Source organism: Streptomyces sp. YIM 130001 (assembly GCF_003574445.1).
GTDB lineage: Bacteria > Actinomycetota > Actinomycetes > Streptomycetales > Streptomycetaceae > Streptomyces.
On record NZ_KZ984550.1, the window covers coordinates 413,637 to 434,281 of the forward strand.

At 70.8% G+C, this 20,645-nt stretch carries 17 protein-coding genes and 1 other RNA gene; 4 read left to right on the plus strand and 14 right to left on the minus strand.

Translation table 11 applies throughout. The features are described from left to right. Nucleotides 1-113: 113 nt before the first annotated feature. The 5 genes from DSC45_RS07470 to DSC45_RS07490 form a co-directional block, all read right to left on the minus strand. The gene (locus DSC45_RS07470) at nucleotides 114-1,490 is read right to left on the minus strand and encodes a nitrate/nitrite transporter (RefSeq protein ID WP_119288285.1); all 1,377 of its coding nucleotides are present in this window, start codon (nucleotides 1,488-1,490) and stop codon (nucleotides 114-116) included. Between the two features lie 156 nt (nucleotides 1,491-1,646). Further along, complete coding sequence (locus tag DSC45_RS07475) at nucleotides 1,647-3,041, minus strand: acyltransferase family protein (protein ID WP_240434509.1); 1,395 nt, start codon at nucleotides 3,039-3,041, stop codon at nucleotides 1,647-1,649. Then, a complete protein-coding gene (locus DSC45_RS07480) occupies nucleotides 3,038-5,209 on the minus strand; it encodes a bifunctional polysaccharide deacetylase/glycosyltransferase family 2 protein (protein WP_205571267.1) in 2,172 nt (723 codons plus the stop codon). The genes DSC45_RS07475 and DSC45_RS07480 overlap by 4 nt, the downstream gene beginning before the upstream one ends. After that, complete coding sequence (locus tag DSC45_RS07485) at nucleotides 5,206-5,826, minus strand: hypothetical protein (protein ID WP_119288289.1); 621 nt, start codon at nucleotides 5,824-5,826, stop codon at nucleotides 5,206-5,208. Before DSC45_RS07485 ends, DSC45_RS07480 begins: the two co-directional genes overlap by 4 nt. Before the next feature lie 265 nt (nucleotides 5,827-6,091). Continuing rightward, on the minus strand, nucleotides 6,092-7,060 hold the full coding sequence (locus DSC45_RS07490; protein ID WP_119288290.1) for a LysR family transcriptional regulator: 969 nt from the start codon (nucleotides 7,058-7,060) through the stop codon (nucleotides 6,092-6,094). Between the two features lie 84 nt (nucleotides 7,061-7,144). Here DSC45_RS07490 and DSC45_RS07495 point away from each other — a divergent pair, with 84 nt between their 5' ends. Continuing rightward, nucleotides 7,145-8,491, plus strand: coding sequence for an MFS transporter (locus DSC45_RS07495; protein ID WP_119288292.1), 1,347 nt, complete (start codon nucleotides 7,145-7,147; stop codon nucleotides 8,489-8,491). Here the strand turns inward: DSC45_RS07495 and DSC45_RS07500 are convergent. Then, nucleotides 8,466-9,029, minus strand: a complete 564-nt coding sequence (locus DSC45_RS07500; RefSeq protein ID WP_119288293.1) for a TetR family transcriptional regulator — start codon at nucleotides 9,027-9,029, stop codon at nucleotides 8,466-8,468. The two genes, DSC45_RS07495 and DSC45_RS07500, sit on opposite strands and share 26 nt — an antisense overlap. A gap of 121 nt (nucleotides 9,030-9,150) precedes the next feature. Between DSC45_RS07500 and DSC45_RS07505 the strand changes: the two genes are divergently transcribed. Then, nucleotides 9,151-10,086, plus strand: coding sequence for an SDR family oxidoreductase (locus DSC45_RS07505; protein WP_119288295.1), 936 nt, complete (start codon nucleotides 9,151-9,153; stop codon nucleotides 10,084-10,086). A gap of 94 nt (nucleotides 10,087-10,180) precedes the next feature. Here the strand turns inward: DSC45_RS07505 and ssrA are convergent. The 5 genes from ssrA to ftsE form a co-directional block, all read right to left on the minus strand. Continuing rightward, nucleotides 10,181-10,570: a transfer-messenger RNA gene (gene ssrA / locus DSC45_RS07510) on the minus strand. A gap of 144 nt (nucleotides 10,571-10,714) precedes the next feature. After that, nucleotides 10,715-11,194: an SsrA-binding protein SmpB gene (smpB, locus tag DSC45_RS07515; protein ID WP_119288297.1), complete on the minus strand. Its 480-nt coding sequence runs from the start codon at nucleotides 11,192-11,194 to the stop codon at nucleotides 10,715-10,717. A gap of 18 nt (nucleotides 11,195-11,212) precedes the next feature. Then, on the minus strand, nucleotides 11,213-12,370 hold the full coding sequence (locus DSC45_RS07520; protein WP_119288299.1) for a S41 family peptidase: 1,158 nt from the start codon (nucleotides 12,368-12,370) through the stop codon (nucleotides 11,213-11,215). Nucleotides 12,371-12,438: 68 nt separating this feature from the next. After that, the gene (gene ftsX, locus DSC45_RS07525) at nucleotides 12,439-13,356 is read right to left on the minus strand and encodes a permease-like cell division protein FtsX (RefSeq protein WP_119288301.1); all 918 of its coding nucleotides are present in this window, start codon (nucleotides 13,354-13,356) and stop codon (nucleotides 12,439-12,441) included. Nucleotides 13,357-13,401: 45 nt separating this feature from the next. Next, complete coding sequence (gene ftsE, locus DSC45_RS07530) at nucleotides 13,402-14,091, minus strand: cell division ATP-binding protein FtsE (RefSeq protein ID WP_119288303.1); 690 nt, start codon at nucleotides 14,089-14,091, stop codon at nucleotides 13,402-13,404. Between the two features lie 286 nt (nucleotides 14,092-14,377). On the opposite strand from ftsE, the gene DSC45_RS07535 reads away from it, so the two are divergent. Beyond that, the gene (locus DSC45_RS07535) at nucleotides 14,378-14,566 is read left to right on the plus strand and encodes a hypothetical protein (RefSeq protein ID WP_119288305.1); all 189 of its coding nucleotides are present in this window, start codon (nucleotides 14,378-14,380) and stop codon (nucleotides 14,564-14,566) included. A 180-nt stretch (nucleotides 14,567-14,746) separates the two neighbouring features. On the opposite strand, the gene DSC45_RS07540 is transcribed toward DSC45_RS07535, so the two are convergent. Further along, the gene (locus DSC45_RS07540) at nucleotides 14,747-15,370 is read right to left on the minus strand and encodes an LPXTG cell wall anchor domain-containing protein (protein ID WP_119288307.1); all 624 of its coding nucleotides are present in this window, start codon (nucleotides 15,368-15,370) and stop codon (nucleotides 14,747-14,749) included. A gap of 385 nt (nucleotides 15,371-15,755) precedes the next feature. Here DSC45_RS07540 and DSC45_RS07545 point away from each other — a divergent pair, with 385 nt between their 5' ends. After that, nucleotides 15,756-18,002, plus strand: coding sequence for a DEAD/DEAH box helicase (locus DSC45_RS07545; RefSeq protein WP_240434510.1), 2,247 nt, complete (start codon nucleotides 15,756-15,758; stop codon nucleotides 18,000-18,002). Nucleotides 18,003-18,008: 6 nt separating this feature from the next. Here the strand turns inward: DSC45_RS07545 and prfB are convergent, their stop codons facing one another. Both prfB and DSC45_RS07555 read right to left on the minus strand, forming a co-directional pair. After that, the gene (prfB, locus tag DSC45_RS07550; RefSeq protein ID WP_119288311.1) at nucleotides 18,009-19,115 is read right to left on the minus strand and encodes a peptide chain release factor 2; all 1,107 of its coding nucleotides are present in this window, start codon (nucleotides 19,113-19,115) and stop codon (nucleotides 18,009-18,011) included. Nucleotides 19,116-19,183: 68 nt separating this feature from the next. Then, a complete protein-coding gene (locus DSC45_RS07555; protein ID WP_119288313.1) occupies nucleotides 19,184-20,431 on the minus strand; it encodes a serine/threonine-protein kinase in 1,248 nt (415 codons plus the stop codon). Between the last annotated feature and the right edge of the window lie 214 nt (nucleotides 20,432-20,645).

The following is a 20,645-nucleotide window of genomic DNA, read 5'->3' on the forward strand; positions in this document are numbered from 1 at the left end:
TCCCGCCTGACTGTGGTGCGTGCGGACGACCGAGCCTGTCAACGGTCCGTGACGGGCTCGGTTCGGCCGGGTTGCCTCGGTGTTACGGGACCGCCCCGTGGCGCGCGAGGTCCTTACACGTCGGCGTACCCGAGCTGCGGCTTCGTCGCCGCGGTCGCGGCCGGGCCCGGCAGCCCGTCCGCCCTTCGAAGGTATACGGCCCAGGTGACCGCGGAGCACAGGGCGTAGCAGCCGAGGAAGACCACGAAGGCCGCGGTGCCGGTGCCGGCGGTCCGGAAGGACTGCCGGAAGGCGAGGTTGATGCCGAGCCCGCCGAGCGCACCGACCGCTCCGATCAGGCCCATCGCGGCACCGGAGAGCCGACGCCCGTGGGCCGCCGCCTGCGCACCGGTGAGGCCCTCGGCCAGCGCCCGTCGCTGAAAGATGCCGGGGATCATCTTGTACGTCGAGCCGTTGCCGAGCCCGGTGAGGACGAACAGGGCGGTGAAGCCGACGAGGAAGACCGGCAGCGACTCCAGCACCGAGGCCACCACGACCACCGAGGTCGCGGCCGCCATAGCGACGAAGTTCCACAGAGTGATCCGGGCGCCGCCGTGCCGGTCCGCGAGCCGGCCGCCGACCGGCCTGATCAGCGAGCCGAGCAGCGGCCCGAGGAAGGTCAGCGAGGCCGCCTGCAGCGGGGTGCGCCCGAACTGGGTCTGCAGGACGAGCCCGAAGGCGAAGCTGTAGCCGATGAACGAGCCGAAGGTACCGACGTAGAGGAACGCCATGATCCAGGTGTGCCGGTCGCGGAGCGCCTCGCGGGCGGCCCCGGTGTCGTTGCGTACGGGAGCGAGGTTGTCCATATGGCGGGCGGCGAGGGCGGCGGCGAGCACGATCAGCGGGATGTAGACGCCGAGCAGCACCCTCGGGTGGCCGGCTCCGGCCGTGCCGATGACCAGCAGGCCGACGAGCTGGATCACGGGGACGCCGATGTTGCCGCCGCCCGCGTTCAGGCCGAGGGCCCAGCCCTTCTCGCGCAGCGGGAAGAACGCGTTGATGTTGGTCATGGACGAGGCGAAGTTGCCGCCGCCCACCCCGGTCAGCGCGGCGACGAGCAGGAGCGTCCCGTACGAGGTGCCGGGCTCCATCACCAGATACGCGGCGACGGTCGGCACGAGCAGCAGCGCGGCGCTGAACACCGTCCAGTTCCGGCCACCGAAGCGCGCGACGGCGAACGTGTACGGCACCCTGATCACGGCACCGACCAGGGTGGCCGTGGCGATCAGGAAGAACTTGCCGGCCGCGTCCACGCCGTACTCGGGGCCCATGAAGAGCACGAGCACCGACCACAGGGTCCACACCGAGAAGCCGATGTGCTCGCTGATCACCGAGAGCAGCAGATTGCGGCGGGCCGTGCGCCGTCCCGACTCCTGCCAGAACTGCTCGTCCTCCGGGTCCCACCGCTCGATCCAGCGGGACCCGCTGCGCGGGCCGGTCGGGGCTTTCATCACGCCTCCACGAGTGCGTCGGGTCGTGGAGGTGACGCTAGGGACGGCGCGTTTCGGGCTGGTGCCGTCCGGTGACCTTCGCGCAACCTTGCTCTCACCCGCTCCGCGGAGCGGGTGTGAGCCCGACTGCGGGCGCGTCCCCGGCGGCGGGCGCGCTCAGCGGCGGTGCGAGCCTCCCGCGGCGGCGCGACGGCCGGACCGTGACGGCCGCGGCTTCGTGCCGTTCGGCCACAGGCGCCGGCTGCGTTTCGCCGCGAGGTCCTCGACCCAGCCCACGGAGACGATCATCAGCCCGATCAGCGGCCACACCAGGACGAACATCCACAGCGTGTACGTCGTCGAGAAGGCGTCCCCGAAGTGCTCGGACAGGAACGGGACGTTCCACACCTGGTCGAGCAGCGGGATGGTGGCCATGATCAGCGCGTTGTGCCAGAGGTAGATGGTCACCGCGCGGTTGTTGGAGAGGGTGATGAGCTTGTCGAACTGGGCCAGTTTTCCCGGTAGTTGCTGCCACGACGGCGCGTACTGCAGCAGGATCACCACGAACCCGAAGGACCAGGTGGCCTGGGCGAGCGGAATGTCGTTGAGGTCCCAGCCGTCCGGGCCGAGGTGGCCGGCGGCCCACCACAGGCCGAAGGCCATGAAGAGTGCGGCGAGCGACACCGCCAGGTACCGCGGTATCTGCTTGAGCACCCCCTCCTGGTGCGCGAAGCCGAGCACCCAGCAGGAGCCGTAGACGGCGAAGTCCGTGACCGCGTTCCCCGTCTCGCCGGGGATCTTGACCAGGCCGGTGCCGACCACGGCGGTGAGCGCGAGCGGCGCGAGCAGCGTCGCCCACGGGACGCGGCGGAACGCCCACAGCAGCAGCGGCGAGGCGATCACGAACCAGAGGTACGCGCGGATGTACCAGAGCGGGCCCGCGGCCTGCACGGCCCAGGTCTCCTCGAGCAGCCCGCCCGGGTCGCCGGCCTGCCACGGATACGGCGGGGCGCCGACCGGCACGATGTAGTTGAGCAGCTGCAGGAACCAGGTACCGCCCAGGTCCTTCGCCGGGTTCCAGCCACCGAGCAGCATGATCGGCAGCACCGCGGCGCCGAACACCCATACCGGCGGCAGCAGTCGGCGCACCCGGCCACGGATGACGCCCCAGGCGGGCCGGCTCAGCGACCGTGCCATCAGGGAGCCGGCGAGCGCGAACATCACGCCCATGGACGGGAAGAGGACGGTCAGCCAGGCCCATCCGAAGATGTGGTAGAAGACCACGCGGACCAGGGCGAGCGAGCGCAGCAGGTCCAGATAGCGGTCGCGGCCGGGCTTGCTCCGCGCCACCGCCGGCTTCTCGGAGGCACTCGGCTGCGCCGGGGCGCCGGCCGTCACGGGTGCGCCGGGCGCCGCCGGATCCACGGGCCGGGTGGGTGCGCCGGGCGCCCCGTACTGCGCCGGGTACGCGGCCGACCGGCCGTACTGCGGCGGGACTTGGCCGCCACCGGCCTCGGAGGCGCCGGGCACCACGGGCATCGGGCGCGTCCCGCCGCTGTCGGGGGGGTTCATGCGACGGGCCTCCGCTCCTCGGCACGGGACCGCCCGCCGGGCACGGAGCCGGGTGCGGCTCCGACGACTCCGGTGCGCCGGAGCTTCTGCCAGCGAAGGCGGCCTCCGGTGAGAGCGGTGATCCAGGACTGCAGCAGCACGACGTACATCAGCTGCCGGTAGAGGATCTGCTGGAGGGGCAGCGAGATCAGATGAGTCATGCGCTCCCGGTCGAGCCGGAAGGCGTACGCGGCACAGACCGCCTGCACGGCGAGCACGCCGAGCCAGGCGAGCACGGTCTTCTGGGTGGGGCCGAAGACCAGGCCGTACAGCAGGAACACGTCGATCAGCGGTGCGAGCAGCGGCGCCAGGACCATGAACAGGGAGACCAGCGGCAGTCCGACCCGTCCGAAACGTCCCGAAGGACCCCGCTCGATGACGGCGCGCCGGTGCTTCCAGATCGCCTGCATCGTGCCGTACGACCAGCGGTAGCGCTGGGACCACAGCTGCTGCACGGTCTCCGGGGCCTCGGTCCACGCGCGGGCCTTCTCGGCATAGACCACGCGCCAGCCGTCGCGGTGCATGGCCATGGTGATGTCGGTGTCCTCGGCGAGGGTGTCGTCGCTCATGCCGCCGACCCGCTGCAGGGCACTGCGGCGGAAGGCGCCCACCGCGCCGGGGATGGTCGGCATGCAGCGCAGCACGTCGTACATCCGGCGGTCCAGGTTGAAGCCCATCACGTACTCGATGTGCTGCCAGGCGCCGATGAGGGAGTCCTTGTTGCCCACCTTGGCGTTTCCGGCGACGGCGCCGACGCGGGCATCGCCGAAGGGCTGCACCAGTTCACGAACGGTCGCCGGCTCGAAGACGGTGTCGCCGTCCATCATCACGATGATGTCGAAGCGGGCGTTGGCCAGGCCGCGGTTGAGGGCGGCGGGCTTGCCCGCGTTGTGCTGGCGGACCACCCGGACATTGGGCAGGCGGAGGTTCTCCACGATGCGCGCGGTGCCGTCGGTGGAGCCGTCGTCGATGACGATCACTTCGATCGGATGGTCGCTGCTGGTCAGTGAACGCACCGTGTTCTCGATGCACTTGGCCTCGTTGAACGCCGGGACCAGGACGCTGACCGGTTCGGTGATCCGCGGCCCCCAGCGGAAGCGGCGCCGCCTGGTCCGTCTGGCGTGCACGAACGACAGGAGCAGCATCAGACCGAAGCGGGTGAACACCAGGACGCCGATGACCGCGAGCGCCACGACCAGGCCGCCCGTCGCCTTCTCCGAGACGGTGACCGCGAGGACGAACGCCTTGCCCTTCCACAGGTCGAGCCCGCTCACCGGGGTGTGCGCGCTCGGCAGGTCCATCGCCTCGGTGAGGTTGGCGAACTCGTAGCCGTCCTCCTGCATGGCGGGCAGGAAGCGGTCGAGTGCCTGGACGGTCTGCGAGCGGTTGCCTCCCGAGTCGTGCATGAGCACGACCGCGCCCTTGCCGCCCTTGGGCGTGGCCCGCTTGATGATCTCGTCGACGCCGGGACGCTTCCAGTCCTCGCTGTCGGTGTTGTTGACCACCGTGATGTAGCCGTGGTCGGCGATGTACTGCGTGACCGGCCAGTTGGCATTGTCGAAGGCGTCCGCGAAGGACGAGTACGGCGGGCGGAACAGCGAGGTCCGCACGCCGGCGGCGCCCGCGAGCGTCAGCTGGTTCTGCGAGAGCTCCCAGTCGATACGGCTCTTCGACTGGTACGAGAGGTCGGGGTGGTTGAAGGTGTGCAGGCCGACCTCGTGGCCCTCCTTCACCATCCGCTCCACCAGGTCCGGGTAGCGGGACGCCATCGTGCCGGTGACGAAGAAGACGCCGTGTGCGTGGTGCTCCTTGAGCTTGTCGAGGACCTTCGGTGTCCACTCGGGGTCGGGGCCGTCGTCGAAGGTGAGCACCAACTTGTGGTCGGGGACGCTCAGGCCCCGGGGCTTGTCGCCGTCTCGCGCGTCGATCACCGGACCGCCGTCGAGGACTTCCTCGGGGACCTTGTCGGTGGCGACCGGCGGGCGCACCCGGTGGTCGGCGAGGATCTCGCTGTGGACGTACCCCCGCAACATGAGCATGGCGAGGAGCGCGACGAGCAACAGCGACGGCAGCAGGTAGCGCATGGGAAGCCGACGGCCGCCGCGGCGGCGACGTGAGCGGGATGTCATGACGGTGCGCCCTCCGGGGCGACGCGGTGGAGCGCTATCTCTTCGGCGGCGATGCCACCGGTCGGCTTGGGATCGGGCGTCTCGTCGTCCGTCGGATCGGGGTCGGGCGTCTCGTCGTCCGTCGGGTCCGGACCGGGCGTCTCGTCGTCCGTCGGATCGGGGTCGGGCGTCTCGTCGTCCGTGGGCTTGCCGCCCGGTGTCTCGTCGTCCGTCGGTTTGCCGCCCGGCGTCTCGTCGTCCGTCGGGGAGTTGCTGAGCGTCGGGCTCGGCACCAGGCCACCGGTGTCCGAGGGGCCCGGGGTCGGCGACGGAGAGGGTGAATTCTCCGCGGTGGCCGATGCGTCGGGCGGGGTGGTCGGCGAGACCTTGCCGGCCGGCTTCTCGTCGTCCTTGCCGATGCCGGGCATCCACGGGGCGTCCGAGTTGCCGGACACCAGCGTCGCACCGAGCACGACCGCGTAGACCGCGCAGGCGACGCCGAGGATCCAGCCGATACGCCTCAGCCGCCGGCTGCGGCCACCGGACTCGTCGACGAACACCGGGGCGTCGGAACCCTCCGGCCCGTCCTCGGCCGGGCCACGCCCCTGATCGAGGTGGCCCACGCTGCCGATCTGCACAGTGACTTCGTTGGGATCGTGGGCGAGACGAGCGCGCTGATCACGCGCCGGGTCCGGCTCCACGTCGTCGAAATGCCCAGAATGGGCACCTTCACGCCAATTTTCCACTGTTCTACGCCCATCCCCCACTGCCCGGTGCGGGCGCTAAGACGACACCGGGCAACTCGCCACCGGATCGGGCCCCCACCCGATCCGGGCGCCCCCCTTATCACACTGCGCCCGGACCATGAATGTAGCGCACACCGCCGACAGCCGGTGCCCCCGGTCATTCCTGACACATCATGATGCGCCCGTCCATGGCCGGAATCCAACTCCCGACAGGTGCCTCGAGCCACCTCTCCTCCTGCGCCAACTGCCTTGTGGCCAGGCGCAAAGCATCGATTCCGGGGTGCTGGTGCCCCCTTCTCCATACAAGTGACACAGGCGACAGTGGGATCGGTTCCACAAGGGGCCGCAGAACCGTCCCCGGCATCGCCGGGAAGTCCACGACGGCGAGCACCGGCGTCCGGGTCTTCGCCATGATCCGCCGGAATTCGTCCGCCCCGACGGCCAGTGGTGCGGGCTCCGCGACCTCGATCCCGCGGCCGTCGAAGAGGCGGTGCGCGAGGTCGGTCCACTCCAGGGTGCGCGGGTTGCCCGCTCCCGCGTAGACGGTCTCGCCGGCCAGCTCGGCGAGCGGCACGCGCGCGTGGCCGGCGAGCCGGTGGTCCTCGGGCAGCACCACGGCCATCGGCTCGTACCGCACCGGCCGGTGGTCCAGGCGATCACGCAGGGACGGTTCGAGGCCGGCGTACCGCCCGAAGGAGGCGTCCAGGCGACCCGCCACGATCTCCCCGGCAGCCCAGGTCAGACCGCTCTCGTAGCGGGCCATCAGCTCGCACTCGGGGGCGAGTTCACGGGCCCGGTCGAGGACGCGGCCGCAGGCCAGGCCCGGGCTGTTGAGATCCACCAGGAGGGGCCGCGCGTGGCCGGCGGCGGCAGCGGCCAACAGCTCGTCCTGCGCCTCGAGCACCCGCCGGGCGTACGGCAGCAGCCGCTCACCTTCGGCCGTGAGCACCACCTGGCGGGTGGTGCGGACGAACAGTTCGGCGCCGACTTCCCGTTCCAGTCGTCGTACGTCGCGACTCAGAGCCTGCTGGGCCACGTAGAGCCGGGCGGCGGCACGGGTGAAGTGCAGCTCGTCGGCCACCGCCGCGAAGGCCCTGAGCAGTCTTGGTTCGATGTCCTGGCGCATCGCCCGAATTTACAACGCAGGCGCGTCAATGGGCGCCGAACAGGTGTTGGACCCCGACCGCGACGCACCCCGAGGCTTGGCATCATGCCTCCTGCCTCTCCCACCCCGGCCCACCGGCCGCCCTCCGACACCCGCCTCTTCGCCCTCGCCGGTGACGTCCTGATCGTGGCCGACCGCTCCGGCGGAAGCGACCGCCACCGGCACCCCCCTCACCCACGCCGTTCACCACTGACCCCCTACCGTCGCCTCTTCGCGGTCCCCGGCACACGCGCCTTCACCCTCGGCAACCTGCTCGCCCGCCTCCCCATGGGCATGTTCACCGTCAGCGCGGTCATCATGATCGCCGCGGCACACGGCTCCTACGCACTGGCCGGCGCCGTCACCGCCACCGGCCTCGCCACCACCGCGGTCGTCGCACCCTGGACCGCACGGCTCGTCGACCGGCACGGACAGGCCCGCGTCGCCCGGCCCGCCACCGCGCTCGCCGCCCTCGGTTCCCTGGCCCTGGTGCTCTGCGTACGGTCCGACGCCCCCGCCTGGACCCTCTTCCTGTGCTACGCCGCGACGGCCACCACACCGAACACCGGCGGCATGTCCCGGGCGCGCTGGCACCACCTCTTCCGCGGCGACCCGGCAGCCCGGCACACGGCCAACTCCTTCGAACAGGCCACGGACGAGCTGTGTTTCATGCTCGGCCCGGTCATCGCCGCGTTCCTGTGCACCGCCCTGTTCCCGGAGGCGGGCACCCTGACCGGCGTCGTACTGCTCCTCACCGGCATGACCGTGTTCACCGCCCAGCGATCCACCGAGCCGCCGGTGCAGCGCCCCGCCACCCGTACGAAGTCGCCGGTGCGCGCACCCGGCATGCTCCCGCTGCTCGCCGTGTTCCTCGCCACCGGCTCCGTGTTCGGCTCGCTCGAGGTGATCACCGTGGCGTACGCGGACGGGCATGGACAGCGGGCCGCGGCCGGACTCGTCCTCGGCCTGCAGGCGGCCGGTTCCGGCGCGGCCGGCCTGGTCTTCGGCGCGCTCTCCTTCAGCGGACCGCGGCACCGCCGCCTGCGGTACTGCCTGCTCGCCATGACCGCACTGATGACCCTGCCTCTCGCGGCCGCGACGACCGATTCACTGCCGATCCTCGCCTGCGCCCTGCTCATCGCGGGCATGGCGACCGCCCCGACCATGGTCACGGGAATGTCCCTGGTCCAGGACCTCACCGAGGAGGGCCGGCTCAACGAGGGCATGACCCTGGCGGTGACCGCCCTGCTCGGCGGTATCGCCTGCGGCTCGGCCGGCGGCGGCTGGGCGGCGGAGCACATCGGTCCGACTGCCGCGTACGCCGCCCCCGCCACCGCCGCCTTCCTGGCGCTGCTCCTCACACTGCACCGGGCGAGCCCGCCGGCGGTCACCCTCCCGCGGTCACGTCCCTGAGCGCGTCGAAGCACTCGCGTAGCACTCGCGGCAGCTCCAACTCTCGGGCCCCGACCCACCGTTCGAACGCGATCTTGAAAACCGCCATGCCCGCTTCGGCCGTCACCCGCGCCGCCAGCTCGCTCACACCCCGGCGGACCAACGCCTCGGTCATCGCGGCCGACAGCGCGGCGAGTTTGATCAACTCCCGTTCCTGCAGCTCAGAGTTGGCGTCTATGACGACCTGACGCCGCCGCACGCTCTCCTGACGCTCCTGCATACCGTCGGCCGCCGCCCGCAGCGCCGCGAAGACGGCGTCGATCGGTGCGACATCCTCCGGCGCCTCGGCGATCGCCCCCACACAGAGATCCCGCAGCAGGACGGAACCGGCGAAGAGCACCTCGCGCTTGTCCGCGAAATGCCGGAAGAACGTGCGCTCGGTCAGCCCCGCCCGCGCGGTGATCTCGGCGACGGTGGTCCGCTCGAAGCCACGCTCCAGATACAGCTCGAGGGCCACCTGCTCCAGGCGACCGCGCGTGTTCGGCTCCCATCGGCTCATGCTGGGAATACTACGGCCATGACAGTGGCTGACATCGGGTGTACTGTCGATGACAGTCACTGACATCATCTGGCCCGCGACACCTCCCGCCGAGGGCCGACCGACTTCAGGAGCGCCCCTCATGCGCGTATTCGTCACCGGAGCATCCGGATTCATCGGCTCCGCCGTCGTCCCCGATCTCCTCTCGGGCGGCCACCAGGTCGTCGCCCTCGCTCGCTCCGACTCCTCCGCGGCCTCCCTGGAGGCCGCCGGGGCCGAGGTGGTCCGCGGCACCCTCGACGACCTCGAGACCCTCAGGGACGCGGCCACCGCGTCCGACGGCGTGATCCATCTCGCCTTCAAGCACGACATCGCCTTCACGGGGGACTTCGCCGGCGCCGCCGCCGCGGACCGCCGCGTCGTCGAGACCTTCGGTGAGGCCCTCGCAGGCTCCGACCGCCCGCTGGTGATCGCCTCCGGCGTACCCGACGAGCAGGGTCGAGTGGCCACCGAACGGGACGGGCACGCCTCGTCGGCGGCCGCCGACGGCACCGTCCTCGACGACCGGTCCGCCACCGCCGAACTGACGCTCAACCTCTCCACCCGGGACGTCCGGTCCTCCGTCGTACGGCTGCCCCCGACCAACCACGGCGAGGGCGACCCCGGCTTCATCGCCACCCTCGTCCAGACCGCCCGCGCCAAGGGCGTATCGGGCCACATCGGCGACGGGAAGACCCGCTGGCCCGCGACCCACTACCGCGACTCCGCGCACCTGTTCCGCCTCGCCCTGGAGAACGCCCCGGCAGGAACCACCCTGCACGCGGTCGCCGAGGAAGGCGTACCGCTGCGCGACATCGCCGAGGCCATCGGCCGCGGCCTCGACCTGCCCGTGGCCTCCATCGCCCCCGAGGACGCCGCCGAGCACTTCGGCTGGCTCGCCGCGATCCTCGCCGCCGACCGCCCGACCTCCAGCGCACTGACCCGCGAACTCCTGGACTGGGAGCCGACCCGGCCCGGCCTCATCGCCGACATCGAGGCCGGCCACTACTTCCGCGACGCGGGCACCCCGACCGTGTGACGCCACTTCCCTACGCGATTCCGCCGTACGGAAAAGGACACAGAAATGCCCCCGGCCCGTCGATCGAATCGACGGGCCGGGGGCCACATGGGAATCGTGGAGATGGCGGGAATCGAACCCGCGTCCAACGGTGCGGAACCAGGGCTTCTCCGAGCGCAGTTCGCTGCGATTTTCTCGGCCCCGGAGATCACGCGAACAAGTCTCCGACGGGCCCAGCCACTGTTTGATTTCCCACCGAACCCCGTGACCGGGCTCGGTGGTTTAGTCCCCTAGCTTATGCCAGGATCCGGGTCGGGAACGCTCCCGGGCTGACACCCATTTTGGGTCCCTCGATCACTACCTAATTAGGCAGCGAGAGCGAAGGACTGGGAATCGCGCTTAGTATTGGCGATTATTTTTTGCGACATATGGTTTACGAGATCATTGCCGCTTCCTCGGCTCGCTTCCCCTGCTTCGACAGCCGCTGTCGAAACCGATCATCCCCATGTTGTTTTTTCAAATCGCCCGCCCCTTGCGGAGCGGACCTGCCCCGGCTGTGCGGGACGAGTGCCATCGTACGTGAACAACGCGCGACGGGGCCAGCCTATTTCCGGCGCCGCGGTCCGGGTGGGGCCGGGGCCCCCGACCGCTACGCGCGCTGCTTGCGCCGGGCCGCCGCCACCGCACGGTCGGTCTCGCGCCGGTCCTGCTTCTCGCGCAGGGTCTGCCGCTTGTCGTACTCCTTCTTGCCCTTGGCCAGGGCGATCTCGACCTTGGCCCGGCCGTCCCTGAAGTACAGGGCGAGCGGCACGATCGTGTGGCTGGTCTCCTGCGACTTGGCGGCCAGCTTGTCGATCTCCACCCGGTGCATCAGGAGCTTGCGCTTGCGGCGCGCGGAGTGGTTGGTCCAGGTGCCCTGGTGGTACTCCGGCACGTGGACGTTGTGCAGCCACGCCTCGTTGTCATCGATCTGTACGAACCCGTCCGCCAGCGACGCCCGCCCCTGGCGCAACGACTTGACCTCGGTACCGGTCAGCACGAGGCCGCACTCGTAGGTGTCGAGAATGTGGTAGTCGTGCCGCGCCTTCTTGTTCTGCGCGATCAGCTTGCGCCCTTTTTCCTTAGCCATAGTCCGGCCATTTTCGCACTACGAGGGGGTGCCGAGGCCACTCAATACTGTGCGGGCCCGTTCCTGGGCCCCGTCACCGGCCACCAGGTCGGGCGTGAGGCCCCGGCCGTCGACGTTCCGCCCCGACGGGGTGCTGTAGTGACCGACGGTGAGCTCGGCGACCGAGCCGTCGGGCAGCTTGCTCGGCATCTGCACGGACCCCTTGCCGAAGGTCCGGGTCCCCACGACGACCGCGCGACCGCGGTCCTGGAGCGCGCCGGTGAGCAGTTCGGCCGCGCTCATCGTGCCGCCGTCGACCAGCGCGACCACGGGCCTGGCCGCGTCCCCGCCGCGGGACGCGTGCAGGGCGCGCTGCTCGCCACGTACGTCGTAGGTGGCGACGAGGCCTCCGTCGAGGAAGGCGGAGGCGGCATCGACAGCCTCGTCGACCAGCCCCCCGCCGTTGCCCCTGAGGTCCAGCAGGACGCCGCTGCCGGAAGGCGCCTGGCGGACCGCTCGCCGTACCCGCTCACCGGAGCCCTTGGTGAAGGCCTTCACCTTGATCTGCACGTTGCCGTCGGGCAGCCGCTCGACCGCGACCGTCTCCCGCCGCAGATCGGCCCGGTGCAGCGTCTCGTGCCACACCCGCGCACCGCGCCGGAGCCCGAGCTCGACCGTGCTGCCCGCACCGTCCCGCTCGCCCCGCAGCATTTCCACGACCTCGGCGACCCGGCGGTCCGCCACCGGCCGGCCGTCGACCGTGCGCAGCCGGTCCCCTGCTTCGATTCCGGCCCGGTCGGCGGGGCCGCCGCGCTGGACCCGGTCGACCACGATGCCGCCGTCCCCGCCGCGCACCGTCCACAGGCCGACGCCGGTGTAACGGCCGTCCAGATCCTGCTCGAACTCCTCGTACTCGCCGGCGTCGTAGACCGCGCCCCAGCGGTCGCCGCTGCGGCTGACCGCATCCTCTGCGGCCTCGGTGGGGGACTTCCCGTCGATCATGGCCCGGGCCGCCGCCTCGGAGACGCGCTGCGCGGCGGGGACGGGCCGCACCTCGTCGTCGTGCGCGTCATCCCGGTCGGTGCGGCCGAGCGAACCGGTGGCGGCCCCGGTCGCAAGGACGACTGCGAAGACCAATGCCAGCGTCGCCCCGCGGCGGACACCGCGGGGTCTGGCGAACAGGTCAGGACCTGACATGCCGGTGAGTCTAGGACAACAAGGGGCGCCGCACGGTTGCTTGACCGTACGGCGCCCCTTGGCATGTGTCACACCTTGAGGTACTTGCGCAACGCGAAGAACGCGGCCAACGCCGGCATCAGAAGCCCGATCGCGAGCACCAGGGGCAGCTTGGCCAGCACCTGGTCCCATCCCACGAACTGGATCAGCTGAAGCTTGTCGGCGAGCGCGAGTCCGTGATCGATGAGGAAGTACCGGCCGACGAGCAGCATCAGACAGGCCACGCCCGCGCCGAGCAGCCCCGCGAAGGCGGCCTCCATGATGAACGGCATCTGGATGTAGAAGCTGGACGCTCCCACCAGGCGCATGATGCCGGTCTCCCGTCTGCGGCTGAACGCCGACACCCGCACGGTGTTGACGATCAGCATCAGCGCAACGACCAGCATCAGCGCCATCACCGCGAGCGCCGCGTAGTTCATTCCGTTGAGCAGCTCGAAGAGGTTGTCGACGGTCTTTCTCTGGTCCTGCACCGACTGCACACCGTCACGGTCGGAGAAGGCGCTCGCGATCACCTGGTACTTCTCCGGGTCCTTCAGCTTGATCCGGAAGGACTCCTGCATCTGGTCCGGCGTCAGCGAATTGACCAGGGGCGAGTCGCCGAACTGCTCCTTGTAGTGCTTGTACGCCTCGTCGCTGGACTCGTGGATGACGTTGTCGACGACGCCCATCTTGTCCAGGTCGGTCTTGATCGTCTCCCGCTGCTGGGCGGTGACGGCTCCCTTGGTGCACTTGGGGTCCGTCTCCGCGTCGCCCTTGTTGCAGAAGAAGATGGCGACGTTGACCTTGTCGTACCAGTACCCCTTCATGGTGCTCACCTGGTCGCGCATGAGCAGCGAGCCGCCGAAGAGCGCCAGAGACAGGGCGACGGAGACGATGACCGCGAAGGTCATGGTGAGATTGCGGCGGAGACCGACGCCGATCTCCGACAGGACGAACTGGGCGCGCATGGCGTCCTTTCAGTGCTCTCGTACTCTTCGTTGCCGTGCTGATGCTCAGTGCTGGTAGCCGTAGACGCCGCGCGACTGGTCGCGGACGAGGCGGCCCTTCTCCAGCTCCATGACGCGCTTACGCATCTGGTCCACGATCTGCTGGTCGTGGGTGGCCATCACGACGGTGGTACCCGTGCGGTTGATCCGGTCGAGCAGCTTCATGATGCCGACGGACGTCTGCGGGTCCAGGTTGCCGGTGGGCTCGTCCGCGATGAGCAGCATCGGACGGTTCACGAAGGCGCGGGCGATGGCCACGCGCTGCTGCTCACCACCGGACAGCTCGCCCGGCATACGGGCTTCCTTGCCACCGAGGCCGACGAGGTCGAGCACCTCGGGGACGGTCTTGCGGATGGTGCCGCGCGGCTTGCCGATGACCTCGAGCGCGAAGGCGACGTTCTCGCCGACGGTCTTGTTGGGCAGCAGCCGGAAGTCCTGGAAGACGGTGCCGAGCTGGCGCCGCATGTGCGGCACCTTCCAGTTGGAGAGCCGGGCCAGGTCCTTGCCGAGCACGTGCACCTGGCCGTGGCTGGCGCGCTCCTCACGCAGGAGGAGCCTCAGGAAGGTGGACTTGCCGGATCCGGAGGACCCGACGAGGAACACGAACTCGCCCCTCTGTACTTCGAGGGAGACGTCCCGCAGCGCTGGACGCGTCTGCTTGGGATAGGTCTTGGAGACGTTGTCGAATCGGATCACGGATGCACCACGGGTCGCCGGGGGTAGGTGAGCGTGACCCTACGCGAACCGGCGTGCGCAGTGCAGTCGCCGTCCTGGGTTGCGCGTTTTATCACGGATCTGCCGGGGAACGGACCGGTCGGAATCAGGCGCGTCGCCCGGCGGCGGGGGCAGCGGGAGCGATCGGGGCCCGCGCCGAATCCTGGGGAAGCTGGCACAGTGGTAGGGGGAACGGTTGCGTTCCCGTATGCGTTGTGCGAGGCAGTGAATCGGGTTGCGGCCTCGCCGCGCGGGAGGAGGAAAGCACATGACCTTGGACAGGTTGGTGTGCGCGAACTGCGCGGCGCCGGTGAGCGAGGGCCGCTGCCCCGTCTGCCGGGCGAACCGTGCGCGGATGGAGCAGGAGGGCCCAGGCGGCCTGAACCCGGTGATGCTCGTCACCCTGCTGATCCTCCTGATCGGCACCATGGCCCTCCTGGCGGCGCAGAGCGCCTGACGGCCCGCCTTTCCCCAGACACCCTTCGCCCTCGACCGCCGGACCGACTCCGTCGCGGCAGGCTTGATCACCCCGCATCCCCGGAACGCAACTGTGCCCCGCCAGGACGGACCCGGCGGGGCACAGTTCATGGGCCGGGGGTCAACAACCCCCACCCCGCAAGCAGTTCAGCGGCAGCGACTACGCCGCAGTGTTACGGCCGGAGACCAGCCGCGGCAGCATCCGGAACCCGATACCACCGGCAATCATCGTCGCCGCACCGATCAGCAGGTACGTCGTCTCCGCCGCACCCGTCTCGGCCAGCTCGCCCTTGCCCTTGTCCGCCGCCTCGGGCGCGCCGCCCGCGTCGGTCAGGCCTTCCTTGCCCTCGCCCTGCTCGACGGGCTCGTTGCCGCCGTCGGGGTCGGTGCCGTCGCCCGGCTCGGTGGGCTGCTCGGTCGGCTCGGACGGCTCGTCCGTGGGCTCGGAGGGCTCGTCGGTCGGCTCGGTCGGCTCGTCCGTGGGCTCGGTCGGCTCCTCGGTCGGCTCGGTCGGCTCGTCGGTGGGCTCGGTCGGCTCCTCGGTGGGCTCCTCCGGGTCCTCCGACGGGTCCTCGGGAATCTCGGTCTCGTCGTCGCCCGCACCCGGCAGGTCGACACCGACCTCGGCGCCCTCCTCGTCCACGCCGGCCTTCACGCCGATTCCCGCCACGTCGACATCCACGCCGACGGCCGAGGCCGCACCGGCAGCGGTGAGCGACGCACCGGCGGCGATCACCGCGCCGGCGGCTATGCGCGCCACGCGGATACGCGTCTTCTTCGTCATCTGCCTGCTACCCCCAGTAGCTGTTCTCATCGATGGAGCAGCCGTATTCGGGGCAACGGCACGGCGGAATTCTGTCTCGAGCTCGGGACCGCCTCCGAAAGGCCGTCCACCCCGCCCCGCTCACACCCGCCCCAGACATACGCATGCTGCACTGCAGCCTGTCCAGAGTTAAGAGTTACGTCAAGGCCGTTCCGGGCGAGATGTCGTGTTCATTGCGACTTGACCGGCGTCCGCCACGCGACTGTGACGCAATCACCACGGTTCGGGCCCACCGAGGCTCTCAACTCCAGGGCGTACGGGGCCCACTGGGCTGTCGTACCCGAGTGCAAGGATGCATCGGCCGGGCCCGGCGGGTGCACGGCGGGAGGGCGAGACAGGAGCAGGTGTGGCACAGGACGTTCCGGTGACTCCGGGGAGACAGGCCCGGGCCGTACTGCACCGGGCGGGCGAACTGCTCGGCGCCGCCCGGGCCGTGGTCGAGGAGTACCGGGGCGCACAGCAGGCCGTGCGGGACGCGACGCGGTCCCTCGAGGACGCTCTCGCCCGTGCGGAGCTCACGGCGTTCCCGGTGTCACGCCTGCGCGACGTCACACGCGGCCAGTTGCGCGAGACCACCGTCGAGGCGCTGACCGCCGCCGGATACACCTCGGTCGGCCAGGTCCTCGACGCCGACACCCACGCGCTGCGCCGGGTGCCCGGCATCGGCAGCACAACTGCCGCTCAACTCCTCGCTGCTGCACAGCAGTTGCACCAGTCCGCGGCCGGCGCGGTCGCCGTGCGGATCAACGTGGACGCGGCCGGCGGAGCCGACCCCGCCTCCGCCGCGCGGCACACCCAACTGGTGCTCGCCCTCAACCGCCTCCTGCTCGCCGGCCCCGGCATCCCGGAGGCCGCTGCCGTCGCAGAACGCACCGCGGAGGCCCTCGAGCCGCAGTTGGCGACGGCCCGACCCACCGCTTCCCGGCTGACGTCGATACTCCTGGGCCGGGAACGCAGGACAGCCGCCAAGGCCTCCCTCGCCGCGCTCACCGAACTCCTCGCGCAGGCCGACGCCGACGACGTACCCCTCGCGCTCGGCCAGGCCGCCACGGATCTGATGCGCGGACCGGCCCCGACCGACGAGGCCTGGCTGGACTTCCAGGTCCGGGCCGCCGACTACTACACGCTGCTCGGCCGGATCGCCGACCTGCCCGAGGACCGGGCGTCCACGGAAGGCTTTCTGCCGTCCGGGATCGCCGAGGAGATCCGCGCACAGCCGCTGGACGAATCGCTGCTCCGGGTGTCGCTGCGTGGGTACCAGGCCTTCGGCGCCCGTTTCGCGCTGGTCCGCAGGCGGGTCCTCATCGGTGACGAGATGGGTCTCGGCAAGACGATCCAGGCGATCGCCGCGATGGCCCATCTGCGGGCCGCCGAGGAAGCCCGCCACTTCCTCGTGGTCTGCCCCGCGGGCGTACTCATCAACTGGATCCGTGAGGTGGAGGCTCGCAGCACCCTGCCCGCGTACCGTGCGCACGGCCGCGACCGCGAGGCCTCGATCGCCGCCTGGACCGCGCACGGCGGGGTCCTCGTCACCACGTACGACCTGTTGTGGACGCTCGAGCTGCCCACCGCGCTCGACCTCGGCATGCTCGTCGCGGACGAGGCGCACTACGTCAAGAATCCCGCGACCCGGCGAGCGGACGCCGTCCAGAAGCTGATCCGTCGCCGGACCACCGGGCGCGTGTTGTTCCTGACCGGGACCCCGATGCAGAACCATGTGGCCGAATTCCGGTCCCTGGTCGGCCAGTTGCAGCCGAAGCTCGTGCACACCATCGGCTACGGCACGGCGGCGGGCGACTCGAAGGCGTTCCGCGCCGCGGTCGCCCCCTGCTATCTCCGCCGCAATCAGCCGGACGTGCTGACCGAGCTGCCGGGAGTCATTTACGCCGACGCATGGGAGGAGTTCTCCGACGGCGACCGGGCGGCGTACCGCAAGGCCGTCGCGGACGGGAACTTCATGGCGATGCGCCGCGCGGGCTACGCGGACCCGAAGCGCTCCGCGAAGCTCCACCGACTGCGCGAACTGGTCGGCGAGGCGGCCGAGAACGGACTCAAGGTGGTCGTCTTCTCCACCTTCCTCGACGTCCTGCAGACCGCCCACGACGCCCTCACCGTCAGCGGCCCGGTAGCGGAGGCCGGGACCGTGACCGGCATGCTGACCGGCGCCGTCCCCACGGACCGGCGCCAGGAACTGGTCGACGCCTTCACCCGGGCCCCCGGCCACGCGGTGCTGCTCGCCCAGATCCGTACGGGCGGGATCGGGCTCAATCTCCAGGCCGCCTCGGTCGTCGTCCTGTGCGAGCCGCAGCTCAACCCCGCCCTGGAGGCGCAGGCCGTCGGCCGGGCCCACCGGATGGGGCAGGTCCGCCGGGTCCAGGTGCACCGGCTGCTCGCCACCGACAGCGTGGACCAGCATCTGCTCGGCATCCTGGAGGAGAAGAAGGCCCGGTTCGACGCGTACGCACGGCGCAGCGAGCTCGCGGAATCGGTGCCGGAGGCGCTGGACATCTCGGAGCCGGACCTCGCCCGCCGGATCGTCGAGGACGAACAGCTGCGTCTCGCGCTCGGCGGGGGCCCGGCACCGCCGGACTGACCGGGCCTACTTCTCCGTGCGCTTGCGCCAGCGGATACCGGCCTCGATGAAGCCGTCGATCTCGCCGTCGAGCACGGACTGCGGGTTGCCCACCTCGAACTCGGTCCGCAGGTCCTTGACCATCTGGTACGGGTGCAGGACGTACGAACGCATCTGGTTGCCCCAGGAGTTGCCGCCGTCGCCCTTGAGGGCGTCCATCGCGGCCTGCTCCTCCTGGCGGCGGCGCTCGAGGAGCTTCGCCTGGAGGACGTTCATGGCGCTCGCCTTGTTCTGGATCTGCGAGCGCTCGTTCTGGCAGGAGACGACGATGCCGGTGGGGATGTGGGTGATGCGCACCGCGGAGTCCGTGGTGTTGACGCCCTGGCCGCCGGGGCCGGAGGCGCGGTAGACGTCCACGCGCAGCTCGGACTCGTCGATCTCGACGTGGTCGCTGGACTCGACGACGGGCAGCACCTCGACGCCGGCGAACGACGTCTGGCGGCGGCCCTGGTTGTCGAACGGCGAGATGCGCACCAGACGGTGGGTGCCCTGCTCCACGGAGAGCGTGCCGTAGGCGTAGGGGACCTTGACGACGAAGGTGGTCGACTTGATGCCGGCCTCCTCGGCGAACGACGTCTCGTAGACCTCGGTCGAGTAGCCGTGCCGCTCGGCCCAGCGCAGGTACATGCGCTGGAGCTGCTCGGCGAAGTCGGCCGCGTCCACGCCGCCGGCCTCCGCGCGGATGTTGACCAGGGCGTCGCGGGCGTCGTACTCGCCGGACAGGAGGGTGCGGACCTCCATCTCGTCCAGCGCCTTCTTCACCGCGGTGAGCTCGGACTCGGCCTCCGCGCGGGTGTCCGCGTCGTCCTCCTCCTCGGCCATCTGGAAGAGCACTTCCAGATCGTCGATACGACCGCGGAGGGCCTCGGCCTTGCGGACGTCGGCCTGCAGGTGCGAGAGCCTGCTGGTGATCTTCTGTGCTGCCTCCGGGTCGTCCCACAGGGACGGGGCCGCGGCCTGCTCCTCGAGCACGGCGATATCGGCCCTGATGCTGTCGAGGTCCAGGACGGCCTCGATGGACCCCATGGTCGAAGCGAGGGACTTGAGCTCTTCGGATACGTCGACGACTGCCACGCGTCCCAGCCTAACGGCATTGCACCGCGATCCCGTCCGCCCGGGGGCATCCCCGTCCCCGCGGGCGCTCAGGGAGCGACGGGAGACGTCGAGGTGCGCTCCCTCGGAGTCGCGTCGGCGTCGTCGTCGGAGACCGCGAGCCAGCCGCCGACGCCGACGGCCGCCACCACGGCGACCGCGGCCGCCCCGAGGGCGAGGCGCCTGCGGCGGGCGACCATGGCGGCGCGGTGGCGGGCGGAGCCGGGGCGCGGGGCGCCGCTGGCGCGCGGGACGCGGGCCGTGCCGCGGGCGCCTCCGGCCAGCTCGTCCGGCTCCGGTACGCGCATCGAGGTGTGGGTGTCCCGGTTGGAGTCCGTCGCCGAGCCGGGGACCAGGGGGACGGCTCCGCGGCGCGGCTGCGGACCGGGCTGCTCGGCGGCCGTCGGGCGGTCCTCGGCCGGTTCGTCCTCGTCGGACTCGGCGTCCGGTTCGTCCACGTCGAGCGGCGGCATCCCGGCCAGCTGCGGGAGCTGCTCACGCAGCCGCTCCGCCAGCTCGGAGGCGCGCAGCCGGGAGGCGGGCGCCTTGGCCAGGCACTGGATGAGCAACTGCCACAGCTCGTCGGGGATCCCGGGCAGCGGCGCCACCGCCTCGGTCACATGCCGCCGCAGTACGGCTCCGGGGTGCCCGCCGCCGAACGGCGTGAAGCCGGCGAGCAGCTCGTACAGCACCGTGGCCAGGGCGTAGATGTCGACGGCGGCACGCGGCGGCAGGCCCTCGACGATCTCCGGGGCCAGATAGTCCGGAGTGCCGATGACCTTGGTCGCGCGGGTGCGGCGCGGGGAGTCGACGAGCTTGGCCACACCGAAGTCGGTGAGCAGGGCGGGGTGCGAGCCGCCCGGGCCGAGCGGGCCCTGCATGTCGAGCAGGACGTTCTCCGGCTTGACGTCGCGGTGCACCACGCCGGCCGCGTGCGCGGCGGCGAGCGCGTCGGCGACGTCGGCCGCGATGGCCACCGCGGCCTCGGGGGCGAGCCTGCGCTCCCGGTCGAGACGGGTGCGCAGGTCGGTGCCGCGGACGAGATCCATGACCAGAGCCAGGTCGTTCCCGTCGACCACCAGGTCGTGCATGCCGACCACGTGCGGGTGGTCGAGGCCGAGGAGCGCCGTGCGCTCCTGCACGAAGCGTCCGACGAGCTCCTGGTCGCTGGCCAGGTCCTCGCGCATCAGCTTGATCGCGACGGGCCCCTCCGGCCCCTCGCCCAGCCACACCGTGCCGGCGGACCCGCGCCCCAGGATCTGGTGGGCGGTGTACCGGCTGCCGATTTTCCGTGCCAAGGCTGCTCCTACGGACGCTTGTTGGCGACAAAGCTACGCGGCGTGGGAGCCAACCTTCACTCTCGTACGGGAAATCACCCTTCAGATATCGACAAATCGGCAGGGTCGGGGGTGGATCGGCCGAGTCGTCGTCCGCGCCATGACATGGAGAAGGCCGGTCCCGCGTCCGCTGTCGCGGATACGGGACCGGCCTTCGCGGTCTGCGTCACTCCAG